Raw genomic sequence first — 14444 nt, forward strand, 5'->3', positions numbered from 1 at the left:
GCTTAACGGAGCATATCCGGTCAACTGTTTGCCTTTCTATTTACTACGTGAAAACTCTTAAACAGTCAGGTTTTCCCGTTAAGTAATTCCCCGGCGTTTGCGAGTGTTCATCAGAAAGGTGGGTGGAAACCCCGTCGTTGTAGGACGGCTTTATATTAAACTATAGTTTGGTCAATGACCCACCCGCGACGATGGATTCAGACAGCCTAACGAGCGAAGTCCAGTACAACTGGCGGCGCAGACAAATCGGTAGACCGGGAAAAGAGGATAGGGCAATGATAAACATCCCTGGAATCAAAACAACAGATAAGAATTCCTTTTAGGTATTCGACGCATAAAAACCGCTGGGCTAGCGGGGCTAGTCTGTGGAGCGAACATAAGACCAGAAAACTCCTTGTGGGTGGAGGCAGTTGCGATGAAGCAGAAACTCAAATCGTGAGGTTTGGGAATCACCGTGGCTTTAGCCCGGTGAGAATGTCAACTCAGACTCAAAGCAAAGTGTGTGAGAAGTTCGATCGCACACCAGTTTTCGCACACCAGTTTTCGCACTCCCGCGCTGCCACCAGCAAGCTGATGTGATATACCACAGCCACCGAATATGTGTCAATACTTATATCTTAACATTTCTAAGTTGTTGCATAATTCTCGTTACCAGGAAGAGCCTGGTAACGCAGCTCGGCGAGGCAGAGCCTCCAGCCAAGTCTAGAGGACTCCTATTTCGTCAAGCCGTGTTCGAGAGCGAAGCGAACCAACTCAGTACGGCTGTTAGTACCCGTCTTGCTAAACAAACGGCTGACGTACTTTTCCACATTACGCACGCTAGTTTCCAAGCGGCGGGCAATTTCCTTATTCATCAAACCTTGAGCAACCAAATCCAAAACACTTTGTTCTCGCGGAGTCAAATCAATTTTAATCGGCGAAGGACTTTGGGCGATCGAACTCCGCCCACTCAGCAAAGACTCAATTCTCGCCATTTGGCTTGTCAAAGCAGCAATATCTGGACTTTCAGCATTTTCGCTTGTCTCCTTAGCAGCCGCGCGGCGGGCTAGCAAATTGGTTACTATTGCTACTAATTCGTCGGGATCGAAGGGCTTAGAAAGATAAGCATCGCAGCCTGCTTGATAGCCTTGAATGCGATCGCTCGTCATCCCCTTAGCCGTCAAAAACACCACCGGCAAAGCTTTATAGCGAGGATCTTCCCGCACTTGCTTGAGAAACTGATAACCGTCCACCTGGGGCATCATAATGTCTGAAATCACCAAATCCGGATTAGTCTGCTGCAAGATTTCCCAGCCGTCGCGAGCATTACTGGCAACCTCAACCGCAAAATCGCTATCTTCCAAATAAGCTTGTACTGCTTCCCGCAAGCCCGGTTCATCATCTACCAATAATAATCGTGCTGACATCTCTGTTACCTTCTTAATAGTGTAAATATTGTAGGTTGGGTTGAGGAACGAACCCTACACTTCGCTCCGCCCAAATCTTCATTTTAAATAAGGTGTTGGGTTTCGCCATCGCTCAACCCAACCTACAGAATAAAAACTTTAGCTCAAAACTCAAAACTATTGTCTTTTTTTCCCCTTAAACTTTGGAACGATCGGTCAAAATTTCATAGCCAGTTTCTGTCACCAACACAGTATGCTCAAACTGAGCCGACATAGCATTGTCAACTGTTACAGCAGTCCACTTGTCAGAAAGCGTCCGAGTGTACTTAGAACCGGCATTCAGAATCGGTTCGATCGCCAATGTCATACCGGCTCGCAATTTCACGTTCGGCATTTCGCGGGTGCGGAAATTGAAAACCGACGGTTCCTCGTGCAAATTTCGTCCGACACCGTGGCCGGTAAACTCCTCAACGATAGTAAAACCGTTGCTTTTGACATGATCTTCCATCGCACCAGCCAAATCGAGCAAATAGGCTCCAGCCTTCACTTGTTCGATGCCTTTGTAGAGAGCTTCTTCTGCTACTCGGATTAATTTTGCCGATTCGGGAGTTACTTCCACAACTGCGATCGTAATGCAAGAATCGCCGTGAAAACCTTGGTAATATGCCCCCGTATCTACCTTGAGAACATCTCCGGCCCGAATTACCTTTTTGGCGCTGGGGATGCCGTGAACAACTTCGTTATTAATACTAGAGCAAATCGATCCAGGGAAACCGTGATAGCCTTTAAAACTCGGAGTTGCACCCATTTCGCGGATACGTTTTTCGGCATAAGCATCCAAATCAGCAGTAGTCATTCCCGGTTTCACCATTTGGGAAATTTCTTTAAGTACCGTTGCAACGATTTTTGCTGCTTGCCGCATAATTTCGATTTCGCGTTCCGACTTAATTTCAATGCCTCGACGCTGTTTTTTGACTTGGGGTGCTTGAGTTGGACTAGAAAGCAGACTGCTAAAAATATTCATGTATTGATCGGCGGGTAATTTTGTACTTTGACGGCAGGTTGAAGCAAAAAACGGCAAATATCCAGCTTTTTGTGGAAAAAGGGGTGTCTTGTTCCGAACTGTCGATCGCGTGTCCTTTAAGCTAGCTTAATATTTTTCTCAGTAATCAGCACGGGATTGGGGGGTCAACAAAGCGGTTTTAACCGCCGAGTCCGTTGGAGCGGGATTTCCGAGCCTTCCTGTAAGGTTAGCAATTGCGGCAATTAACTTAGTTATGTCAACTGGTTTAGATAAGTGCATCTGGAAACCAGCTTCCAGCGCTTGCTTGCGCTCTTCCTCTCTCGCGTAGGCCGTCAGGGCGATCGCAGGCATCTTTCCACCCCTGAGCACTTCCATTTCTCTCACGCGCGCGATCAACTCATAGCCGTCTGCTTGCGGCATTCCAATGTCGCTCAGCAGCAGATCCGGCCAATAACTCTCCAGTGCAGCTAGAGCCCCGGCTACCGATGTCGCCGATCGCACCATAGCTCCTTCGTCATCGAGTAAAGCAATCAAAAACTCCCGCGTGTCATCGTCATCATCCACCACCAGCAATTGCAAATTAGCCAGAGTGGGGAGAGTCTCTGTCGCGTCATTGAGTTCCGACCAATCATCCCCTGCACCTCCGGTCTTCCTTTGTGCAAGAGGTAAAGCCACCGTAAATTTCGCACCTTCGCCCGGATTATTCTCTGCATGCACCTTACCGCCGTGCTGTTCCACCAAGTGACGGACGATCGCCAATCCCAGTCCCAAACCCCCGTAAGACCTAGTTGTGCTGCTATCAGCTTGGCGGAAGCGATCGAAAACATAAGGCAAAAAATCAGGATCTATACCAATGCCACTATCAATTATCTGAATGTGAGCCTCATCGCCAACTGACTCTAACCGCACCTCTACTTTACCCTCTTGCGGACTAAACTTAATCGCATTTGACAGCAAATTCCACACAATTTGCTGCAAGCGATCGGGATCGCCGATAACTTCACCTACATTGGGACTGCACGTTAATTCTATGACTATTGATTTTTCCTCACTCAGCGGCTGCAAAGAATCTATTGCCAGCTTGATCGCAGATTCCAACCGAATCGGATGCTTATTTAAATTTAGTTTCCCCCGCAGAATCCGCGAAACATCTAAAATATCTTCGATGAGTTGAGCTTGAGATTTAGCATTGCGCTCAATTGTTTCTAGGGCTTTCTCAATAGTGTCTTGGTCAAATGTTTTGGTACGAAGCAGCCTAGACCAGCCGAGAATTGCATTTAAAGGAGTACGGAGTTCGTGAGAGAGAATAGCTAGAAATTCATCCTTCATCTGGTTAGCTCTCTCCGCTTCTTGTCGCGCCACTTGTTCGCGGATTAGTCTGCTGCGTTCTTCCTCTGCTTGCTTGCGGTCTGTGACATCTCTAACCGTACCCACATGACCGATCAGTTTTCCCAAATCCGAAAACATTGGCGATGACTGCACATTAATCCAACGCACAGTTTCGCTCCCAGCTAATCGAAACTCATTAGAATATTCGTGACCTTCTTTAATCCAAGCTAACCAATGTGCTACTACGCGATCGCGATCTTCTTCATGAACTTCCCGCTGCCAAATCTCTGCTAAACTTTCCTCCAAAGTTAACCCGCAAATCGCTTGACAACGGGGATTGATGTAAGTACAGCGGCCTTCAACGTCAGCTAAGTAAATTCCCAGTGGTGAACAAGCACACAAAGTGCGAAACCGCTCTTCACTTTTACTTAGTTCACTATTAACCGCAGCTAACAGTGTCGCTTGCTGCTTCACCTCGACTGTTTTTTGGAACAATTCCACAAATACCTGCACCTTCGAGGTCAATATTTCCGGTTCCAAGGGTTTGAACAGGTAATCCACCGCACCCAGAGAATAACCTTTAAACACGTGGGTGTCATTACTGCTGAATGCTGTGATAAAAATAATCGGAGTCGCTCGCGATCGATCTCTAGAGCGAATCAATGTAGCTGTCTCAAATCCATCCATTCCCGGCATCTGCACATCAAGCAAAATTACTGCAAAATCTTCATTAAGCAGACATCTCAGAGCCTCCGCGCCCGAACTAGCTTGTACTAGATTATAAGAGGGGCTGTTGAGAATAGCTTCTAGAGCTATCAAATTTTCTGGGCGATCGTCAACTAAAAGGACATTTACTCGATGGGGGGACTGCTGATTCATAATTTTTTTAATCTTTAATTCTTAGCAAATTGACTAAACAGGGAGCGATTTTAGAGAGGGGTAAAATCCAGTCTACTTCAACATTTGCGATCGCCGATGCTGGCATGGTCGGGCATAGAGCTGAATCCGGTTCCTCCACGAATGTCAATCCTCCCTCAGCTTTAATTTTTGCCAGCCCTTTACTACCATCCGAATTAGCTCCCGTTAAAATTATGCCGATAACTTTCTCCCCAAAGGCATCCGCAGCAGACTCAAACAGCACATCGATTGAGGGCCGCGCATAGCAGACAGGAGCCTCAGTTGATAGTGCAAATGTAGGAGTTCCGCGATTGCGGATTGGGGAGTTTGAATTATGGATTGACTCCAGTGCCACGCTCCCCCATTCTGTAAAGTCGTTTTCATACAGGATAAACTCCTCGTCAGAGGGCGATTCTATTAGCAAGTGATAGTCAGCAGGAGCCAAGTAAACCCGTCCAGGTGCGATCGGCTCTTTGTCTTTTGCCTCTGTGATTTGGAGAGAGCTTTGCTTTTGTAAAAAATAAGTAAGCCTATTCTCAGAACTCTTATGGCGGTGTTGGACAATAGCTACAGGCAAAGGAAAGCTTTGGGGCAAATCTGCCAGCAGCACAGTCAGAGCCTCTAGCCCTCCCAAAGACGTACCCACAACCACTATTTCAAAATTTTTCTTATTTAACTCTCCGGTAGAGTTTCTCACTACTTTCAATTGGTTCATAGTATTTTTCATAAGGTGTAAAAGTCAGAGACTCCTGATGTCCTAGTCCTAAAACTCCAAACATTCCCAGGCTCTCATAAAAAAGCTTGTGTACCCGCTCTTGGAGGTGTGAATTGAAATAAATCATCACATTACGGCATAAAATAACATTAAATTCATTAAAAGAATTATCCGTTGCTAGGTTGTGGTGAGCAAAGACAATATTATCTTTAAGTGAAGAGCGAAAAATCGCATTTTCATAGGCAGCAGTGTAATACTCAGAAAACGCTTTCTTGCCCCCCGATTGGTGGTATAGTTGCGTATATTCTTGCATTTGTTTCAGCGGGAATATCCCTGTTTTGGCTGTTTTCAAAACTAATTCATTCATGTCCGTAGCGTAAATACGACAACGGTCATACAGTCCTTCTTCTTGCAGCAAGATTGCCATAGAATACACTTCTTCTCCCGTTGAGCATCCAGCGTGCCAAATCCGAATAAAAGGATAAGTACGCAACAGCGGCACCACTTTATTTCTGAAACTAATGTAAAAACTGGGATCGCGAAACATCGCCGTTACATTAACAGAAATATCCAGCAGTAAACGATCTAAGTAAGCAGGATTGTGAAGTACCTTTTCCTGAAGTGCAGAGACAGTGGTGAGCCGTTCCGAGCGAATAGTGTTCCTAATACGGCGCTTGAGAGAGGCAAGAGCATAATTACGAAAATCAAATCCGTAATAGCGAAACATTCCCTCTAGTAGGAGTTGAATTTCGATTGTTTCAAGTTCATGACTTTCGGACATTTTTAATTGGTAATTGGTTATTGGGCATTGTTGACTGTTGACTGTTGACTGTTGACTGTTGACTGCTGACTGATGACTAATGACTAATGACTGCTGACTAATGACTAATGACTAATAACTTCTTTCATCTATAAAGCCAGACACGCAGCAGCGACAGCAACTGTTCCGTATCAACAGGTTTGGTAATGTAGTCAGACGCACCAGCTTCGATACATTTTTCCCGATCGCCCTTCATAGCTTTCGCAGTAAGAGCAATCATTGGCAAGGAAGCAAATTGAGGCATATTACGAATTGCTTGCATGGTTTCGTAACCGTCCATCTCTGGCATCATCACGTCCATCAACACAATATTTATGCCAGGCGTATTTTGCAGTTTAGCAATGCCCTCTCTCCCATTCTCAGCATACTCAATTTTCATTTTATGGCGCTCTAGCATACTTGTGAGGGCGAAAATATTCCGCATATCGTCGTCAACAATCAAGACTGTTTTGCCCGCCAGCGTCGAATCTGTCTGATACAATTGCTCTAGCATTTGGCGCTTCGGTTCCGGCAAATTTGCTTGCACTCGGTGCAAAAACAAAGCTGTTTCATCTAACAAACGTTCCGGCGATCGCACATCTTTAACAATGATTGTTTCCGCCATGCGCTTGAGTTGAGTTTCTTCGGATCTTGTCAACTCTTTTCCCGTATAAATAATAAGTGGCAGACTTTTCAAAGTAGCCTCTTGCTTGATCTGCTCTATCAGTTCAAAACCAGTCATATCTGGTAGTCCCAAATCGAGTACAACGCAGTCAAAATGGCCCGATTTCAAAATTTCTAGCGCCTCTGCACCACTCCCCACAGCCGTGGTAGAAACATCGTGATTACCGATTAAATCCACAATACCTAGACGCTGTGTTTCGTCGTCTTCCACGACTAGCAAATTCTTCACTGGTCGCTCTACAAACCCCTTAATATCAGTCAAAGCTTTGCTCAATGCTTCGCGACTGACAGGCTTTTGTAAGTAGGCGATCGCCCCTAACTGCAAACTGCGCTGCCGCCCTTCTTCAACTGATACAATGTGAACCGGAATGTGGCGCGTACTTGGGTCGTGCTTCAAGCGATCGAGCACTGTCCAGCCATCCATCACAGGCAAATTTAGATCCAGCATAATCGCAGTTGGCTTGAACTCTCGCGCCATCGCCAAACCGATATCGCTCCGCAAAGCCACCAAACCTTTAAAACCCTGTTCCTGCGCCATATCCAAGAGAATTCGAGCGAAGTTTACATCATCCTCGACAATCAACAGCACGCGATCGTCACTCTCAATATTTTCTCGATCATCAGAGATTAAAGGTGAGGGGTAAGGCGCGATCGGCAAGTGGAAATTCGGCAAAGGAAGTGCGGGAGAATTAGCAGGGGGTAATTGAGGCGTTTGCTTGCCCGTTCCCGAACCCGTATCATTCATTATTCGCGATTCTTGGTAAGTTTGTGGCAGATAAAGCGTGAACCTACTACCCTCACCAGGGCTACTTGTCAATTTAATTTCTCCACCTAACAAATTAGCGATTTCTCTACTAATTGACAAACCCAAACCCGTGCCCCCGTATTTGCGGCTAGTGCTACCATCTGCTTGTTGGAAAGCCTCAAAAATAACCCGGTGTTTTTCAGCAGAAATCCCAATCCCGGTATCGCTAACTGAGAAAGCCAAAACAGTAGGGGAACTCGTTAAACTTTCTATTTCTAAATTCCACCCGGCCCGCGCTACTTCGACACGCAATTTCACCTCACCCCGTTCTGTAAACTTAAACGCATTAGAGAGGAGATTCTTCAAAACTTGTTGCAGTCGTTTAGCATCAGTATAGAGACCTTTTGGCAACCCAGACTCAAGCTCTAATTGAAAACTCAACTTCTTATCTTGGGCGATTTGGCGGAAAGTCCGATCCAAATGATCTCGCAAGTCCGTAAACAACACTTGCTCAATTTCCACTGACATCGTGCCTGATTCAATCTTAGCGAGATCCAAGATGTCATTAATCAGCCCTAACAAATCTGTTCCAGCCGAGTAAATTGTGCGCGTGTATTCAACTTGCTTCTGAGTCAAATTTCCCTCAGTATTGTCAGAAAGCAATCGAGCGAGAATCAACAGCGAATTCAGCGGAGTACGCAACTCGTGAGACATATTTGCTAGAAACTCCGACTTATACTTAGAAGTTAGAGCCAACTGTTCCGCTCTTTCTTCCAACAACCCCCTCGCCTGTTCAATATCTCGGTTTTTCCGCTCAACTTCCTTATTTTGCAGCGCTAGCAATTCAGCTTGTTCTTCTAATTCTTCATTCGTTTGTTGCAACTCTTCCTGCTGACTCTTCAACAGTTCCTCAGATGCGCGGAGAGACTGCGCTTGTTGTTCGAGACGCTTGTTAGTTTCCGTTAGTTCCTTTTGCTGAGTTTGTAACTCTTCCGCCAAAGACTGCGACTGTTTCAGCAACTCTTCCGTTCGCATACTCGCCGCAATTGTATTTAAGACAATGGCGATACTTTCTGTAAGTTGGTCGAGAAATGTTAAGTGTATTTCGCTGAATCGCCGGAACGAAGCTAACTCGATTACTGCCGTCACTTGTCCCTCAAAGAGTACGGGTAAAACCACAACATTCAACGGCGTAGATTCTCCCAGCCCAGATCCAATTTTAATGTAGTTCTCCGGCACTTCAGTCAACAGTATGCGTTCCTTTTCCAGGGCGCACTGTCCTACCAAACCTTCGCCTAAATGGAATCTATTTCCTAACTGTTTGCGTTCGCGGTAGGCGTAGGTACTTAACAGTTTGAGAAACGGATCGTGTTCCACAGCTTCCATCATAAAGAATACGCCATGCTGAGCAGAAACCAGCGGCGTCAATTCTGAGAGAATTAGTTTAGAAACAGTTTCTAAATCTCGCTGACCTTGTAGCATTCGAGTGAACTTAGCGAGGTTGGTTTTCAGCCAATCTTGCTCAGTATTCTTCTGCGTCGTCTCCCGGAGATTGGCAATCATCTGGTTAATGTTGTCCTTAACAATGGCAACTTCTCCTTCCGTGGCGACGGAAATTGACCTCGTTAAATCGCCTCTGGTAACAGCAATTGCCACTTCGGCGATCGCCCGCAGTTGAGTAGTCAAATTCGCCGCCAATTCATTCACATTATCCGTCAAATCTCGCCACGTCCCCGCCGCGCCCGGAACCTTTGCCTGGCCGCCCAATTTCCCTTCAATTCCCACTTCCCGGGCCACTGTAGTAACTTGATCGGCAAACGTCGCGAGCGTATCAATCATCTCATTAATCGTATCTGCCAGAGTCGCAATTTCTCCCTTAGCTTCCAGCATTAATTTGCGCTTCAAATCGCCATTCGCTACCGCCGTCACAACCTTAGCAATACCCCGCACTTGCGCTGTCAAATTCCCCGCCATCGAGTTTACGTTGTCGGTTAAATCTTTCCAAGTTCCTGCAACTCCTTTCACCTCAGCTTGACCGCCCAATTTACCCTCAGTTCCAACCTCCCGTGCCACCCGCGTTACCTCAGAAGCAAAGGAATTAAGCTGATCCACCATCACGTTAATAGTGTCTTTCAACTCCAGAATTTCGCCTTTAACATCAACGGTGATTTTCTTAGACAAATCGCCATTTGCCACCGCTTTCGTCACTTCCGCAATATTCCGCACCTGCGCCGTCAAATTCCCCGCCATCAAGTTAACATTATCGGTTAAATCTTTCCAAGTTCCCCCTACACCACGCACGTAAGCTTGCACACCTAATTTACCTTCCGTTCCTACTTCTCTCGCCACCCGCGTTACTTCAGATGCGAAGGAACTCAACTGATCCACCATGATGTTAATCGTGTTTTTCAGTTCGAGAATTTCGCCTTTAACATCTACTGTAATTTTTTTGGATAAATCGCCATTTGCCACCGCCGTTGTCACTTCGGCAATGTTACGCACTTGTGCTGTTAAATTCCCCGCCATCGAGTTAACTGAATCCGTTAAATCTTTCCAAGTTCCCGCAACTCCTTTAACTTCAGCTTGCACCCCTAATTTCCCTTCGGTTCCTACTTCTCTCGCAACCCTAGTTACTTCCGACGCAAAGGAATTTAACTGATCCACCATCGTGTTGACGGTGTTTTTTAACTCCAGAATTTCACCCTTAACATCTACAGTAATTTTTTTGGATAAATCGCCATTTGCCACCGCAGTAGTAACAGCCGCAATATTCCGTACTTGCTCTGTCAAACTACCCGCCATAAAATTAACTGAATCCGTTAAATCCTTCCAAGTTCCTGCTACGCCTCGGACATCCGCTTGACCGCCTAGTTTACCTTCGGAACCCACTTCCCTAGCAACCCTGGTTACTTCAGATGCAAAGGAATTAAGCTGATCCACCATCACGTTAATGGTGTTTTTCAGTTCTAAAATTTCGCCTTTAACCTGTACCGTAATTTTTTTAGATAAGTCACCGTTAGCAACAGCCGTCGTCACCTCAGCAATGTTGCGGACTTGTGCTGTTAAATTTCCGGCCATTGAGTTAACTGAATCCGTTAAATCTTTCCAGGTTCCTGCTACTTCCTGCACTTCAGCTTGCACGCCTAACTTCCCTTCCGTTCCCACTTCCCTAGCAACCCTGGTTACTTCAGATGCGAAGGAATTTAACTGGTCAACCATGGTGTTGACGGTATTTTTGAGTTCGAGAATTTCCCCTTTAACATCTACGGTAATTTTCTTAGATAAATCGCCCTTTGCCACAGCGGTTGTCACTTCAGCGATGTTCCGCACTTGTGCTGTCAAACTGCCTGCCATGAAGTTAACGCTATCCGTTAAATCCTTCCAAGTTCCGGCAACTCCTTTAACTTCTGCTTGACCGCCGAGTTTGCCTTCGGAACCCACTTCTCTCGCCACCCGCGTTACTTCAGAAGCGAAGGAATTTAACTGATCCACCATGATGTTAATCGTGTTTTTCAGTTCGAGAATTTCACCTTTAACATCTACTGTAATTTTTTTAGATAAGTCACCATTTGCCACAGCCGTCGTCACGTCGGCAATGTTCCGTACTTGTGCGGTAAGATTGCCAGCCATTGAATTAACTGAATCCGTTAAATCTTTCCAGGTTCCTGCAACTCCCCGCACTTCAGCTTGCACCCCTAATTTGCCTTCCGTTCCTACTTCCCTAGCAACTCTGGTTACTTCAGATGCGAAGGAACTCAACTGATCCACCATGATGTTAATCGTGTTTTTCAATTCGAGAATTTCGCCTTTAACATCTACTGTAATTTTTTTGGATAAATCGCCATTTGCCACCGCCGTTGTCACTTCGGCAATGTTACGCACTTGTGCTGTTAAATTCCCCGCCATCGAGTTAACTGAATCCGTTAAATCTTTCCAGGTTCCCGCAACTCCTTTAACTTCAGCTTGCACACCTAATTTCCCTTCGGTTCCTACTTCTCTAGCTACCCGCGTTACTTCCGACGCAAAGGAACTCAACTGGTCTACCATTGTGTTAACAATTTGCGCTGTTTGGAGGAATTCTCCTTTGAGGGGTCTGTCTTCTATTTCTAAGGCGATAGTTTGCGATAAATCCCCTTTTGCTACGGCCCGAATTACTCTGGCGGTTTCAGAGGTTGGTTGTACTAAATCTGTAATTAGGGTATTGACAGAGTTGACACTAGCTGCCCATGACCCCTCGGCGCTGCCGATGGTTGCCCGCTGGGCAATTTTCCCTTCTTTACCGACAACTGTGCCGATGCGATCGAGTTCGGCCGCCATTCTCTCATTGAGCTCGATAATGTCGTTAAGTTCGTCAGCAATTTTCCCCGCTAGACCGGTCTGGTCTATGGGCATCCGAACTGAAAAGTCCCCTTTTTTGACAGCTACTAAGGTTCTGAGTAACTGTTTGGCATAACCATTATTGGAATTGGGACTTGTTATCTGTGCAGTTGACATGACCGTTACCTTTGACGAGTTTGAAGGGGAAGGGGGGAATATTTTTGAGATTATTGATATTATCCGACTAAAGCAGTGTCTGATTGCTTCTATCGAAAGATGGATGACAAATTGCTGTTTATCAGCTATTTTGTTATTGGTTATTTTATACTGGTTAGCAAACTCTTCTTGCTAACTACTTAATTGTCGGGTGTCAGGAACAGGCCCGAAAGCCTGTTCCACCCTGTTCCACACAGAGTGAATTTTATTGTAAGGCGGGCAGGATGCCGGCCCTACAGATTATCAACTGCGATTATTTCCAATTTTGCCACGAACTATTGAAAATAGAAGTACCCGGAAAGGCGATCGGATTAACATTTTGTTGCAATCGCAACTGCAACACTTCCAAGTTGGGCTCGCGGGACGGTAATTCGTCAACTAATTCATAAGGGAGAATCCCCTTTTCTAGGGAAAAAGCAGCCGTAACTCCCGCCGCCGCACCGGCAGACCATTCAAAAGAATGCACTCGATAAGCAGCGGCCGCTGTGTGGCTAACAGCAATACTTTTACCCGCCACTAACATATTGTCAATTTTTTGGGGAATCATTGCCCGCAGCGGAATTTGGAAGGGATAAGCTTGCCCTTGAGCTTTGCGAGTGCCTTCGCGTTCGGTATTTCCTGGTGCTTCCGGCGGACTGTTGGTCATGCAGGGGTGAAAGTCGATCGCATAATGACCGATACCCACAGAATCAGGATAAATCGTAGCGCGCGATCGCGATTTTGTATCCTCAACAGATTGACTTCCCACAGCCAAAGCCGGCGCATTCAAACCACCCACAGCCAACCACAAATTCCGATACTCTTCCTCCGACAAATTCTGGCGATAAAAATCAGCCTTAAAGTCAGTGCGAGACATATCAACTTCCCACACGGTAAAACCTTGAGGCTGATTGAAACTCGGCCGCCCAATAATACGCCGACCCTCCCGCATATAAGGATATTTAGAAAGTCCGTGCGCCGTCCCCATCGGCGAATCCAACCCGCTCAAAAAACGATTGTTTGGATTAGGCTTTTTCACTCCATCTCCTAGCTGCGAGTCAGTAGTTCCTGTTACCAGCCAGTAAAAAAATCCTTTGGCATTTTCCTCTCCCTTTCGCAAAGTTTCGGTTCGCAAACCGCCCATCCATCCCCCCGGTTGCAGTTGACCTGCTTCTTCCAGTTGCTCGCGAGAATAAATTAAATTATCCTGGGCAGAACCGGGACGATAGTCATTGCCCCAAGTCCAGTTTTGCATCGAAATATCCCCCGGATAAATCGGGATTTGCTTCGGGTCTGAAGGTCGCTTTTCATCCGGTCTCATGCTCCTGATTTGACGGTAGGTGAAAACTAAGGGAAAGCTCGCCAATCTCTGCAATTCGTAGCTGTAGTAAGGAGCGTATTGTTGATAAAAAGACGGCACTTGATGCTGCTGCGGTTCCTTCGTTGCTTGCATCGCAAAGGTGTAGGTAAAACCTTGAGTGCAGTAAGCGTCGCCGGTTGGGCTGGGGGAGGAAGGTTCGAGAGGAGAACGCGGGTCGATTCCGAGGCGGTAGGGAACATCCGCAAGTCCGATCAATTCACCTGTTTCGGTGGCATCTACCACGTACCACTCAGCAGATATAAGTTTTGAATTTGACTGGTTAGGTGGTTTGGGAATAAACCGAATAATAGTTTTGTTAAATCGCGGAGAATTTTCGTAGCGATAGGCATCTTCGATCGTCTGAGAAAGAGTTTCGGTGTTGATTGGCGGCGTGTTGGCGGCGGGTTTGTGTTGAATGGCGATCGCACTTTTAATTTGTTGGCCCCCAACCGCATTCCCTGCCACAGCAGGAGTAATTGCTAGTTCTTTAATAACTGTATTGGGAAACCATTTCAGCGTGCCTTTGCCTTTTTTAGCGGCATCCTGCAAAATGTTAAATAGAATTTTGTGACCGTCGTAGGGCATGAAACACGAATAGCTAACCCAACAGCCTCCGGGATTTAGCCGGCCGTAATGTTGCTCGATCCGCTGCCGCAATTCTAGGTAGCCGCGGGGGTAATATAAGAGCGATCGCTGAGTATCTCTTTCATCGAGTGCGGAAGTTCCCTGGGAGGAAATTTGACCGCCTACCCAATCAGTAATTTCAGTGAGGCAAACTGTGCGCCCCGCCAGCAAACCTTCGTAAGCGGTAGCAGCCCCTGCGAGACCGCCGCCTGCTACTAGAATGTCGCAAGTTTCAGCAGTGTCGGGATTGCGGGGAGGTGCAGCAAATACTGGCGAAATGCTCCCCATCGCGGAAATTATGCCGAGGGTGAGGCTAAGGATCGATCGACCTTTGAGCAAAAATAGATAGTGTCGAAGTTTCATCGGAGAT

General features: G+C 46.4%; 7 protein-coding genes. All 7 read right to left on the reverse strand.

From position 1 onward, the window contains the following. Window positions 1-713: 713 nt before the first annotated feature. Window positions 714-1406 carry a response regulator transcription factor gene (locus tag QUA24_RS08515; protein ID WP_333080704.1) on the reverse strand — a complete coding sequence of 231 codons (693 nt, stop codon included), beginning with the start codon at window positions 1404-1406 and terminating at the stop codon, window positions 714-716. 175 nt (window positions 1407-1581) lie between these two features. Then, window positions 1582-2409 (reverse strand): type I methionyl aminopeptidase, encoded by an 828-nt coding sequence (gene map / locus QUA24_RS08520; protein WP_333228811.1) that lies wholly within the window; start codon window positions 2407-2409, stop codon window positions 1582-1584. A gap of 138 nt (window positions 2410-2547) precedes the next feature. Beyond that, window positions 2548-4617: a response regulator gene (locus tag QUA24_RS08525; protein ID WP_333228813.1), complete on the reverse strand. Its 2070-nt coding sequence runs from the start codon at window positions 4615-4617 to the stop codon at window positions 2548-2550. Window positions 4618-4624: 7 nt separating this feature from the next. Then, window positions 4625-5350, reverse strand: coding sequence for a chemotaxis protein CheB (locus QUA24_RS08530; protein ID WP_333228815.1), 726 nt, complete (start codon window positions 5348-5350; stop codon window positions 4625-4627). Next, window positions 5304-6131 (reverse strand): protein-glutamate O-methyltransferase CheR, encoded by an 828-nt coding sequence (locus tag QUA24_RS08535; protein WP_333228818.1) that lies wholly within the window; start codon window positions 6129-6131, stop codon window positions 5304-5306. The genes QUA24_RS08530 and QUA24_RS08535 overlap by 47 nt, the downstream gene beginning before the upstream one ends. Before the next feature lie 124 nt (window positions 6132-6255). Then, a complete protein-coding gene (locus QUA24_RS08540; RefSeq protein WP_333228820.1) occupies window positions 6256-12072 on the reverse strand; it encodes a HAMP domain-containing protein in 5817 nt (1938 codons plus the stop codon). Window positions 12073-12364: 292 nt separating this feature from the next. Continuing rightward, window positions 12365-14437, reverse strand: coding sequence for an FAD-dependent oxidoreductase (locus tag QUA24_RS08545; protein ID WP_333228822.1), 2073 nt, complete (start codon window positions 14435-14437; stop codon window positions 12365-12367). Window positions 14438-14444 lie beyond the last annotated feature (7 nt).

It is taken from the genome of Microcoleus sp. Pol12B5 (genome assembly GCF_036701335.1).
Lineage (GTDB): Bacteria > Cyanobacteriota > Cyanobacteriia > Cyanobacteriales > Microcoleaceae > Microcoleus.

What these genes read in the sequence shown, in the direction of transcription:
- QUA24_RS08530 (WP_333228815.1), bottom strand. Translation starts at nt 5,350, where the DNA reads ATGAACCAATTGAAAGTAGTGAGAAACTCTACCGGAGAGTTAAATAAG.
- QUA24_RS08525 (WP_333228813.1), bottom strand. Translation starts at nt 4,617, where the DNA reads ATGAATCAGCAGTCCCCCCATCGAGTAAATGTCCTTTTAGTTGACGAT.
- QUA24_RS08535 (WP_333228818.1), bottom strand. Translation starts at nt 6,131, where the DNA reads ATGTCCGAAAGTCATGAACTTGAAACAATCGAAATTCAACTCCTACTA.
- QUA24_RS08515 (WP_333080704.1), bottom strand. Translation starts at nt 1,406, where the DNA reads ATGTCAGCACGATTATTATTGGTAGATGATGAACCGGGCTTGCGGGAA.
- QUA24_RS08545 (WP_333228822.1), bottom strand. Translation starts at nt 14,437, where the DNA reads ATGAAACTTCGACACTATCTATTTTTGCTCAAAGGTCGATCGATCCTT.
- QUA24_RS08540 (WP_333228820.1), bottom strand. Translation starts at nt 12,072, where the DNA reads ATGTCAACTGCACAGATAACAAGTCCCAATTCCAATAATGGTTATGCC.
- map (WP_333228811.1), bottom strand. Translation starts at nt 2,409, where the DNA reads ATGAATATTTTTAGCAGTCTGCTTTCTAGTCCAACTCAAGCACCCCAA.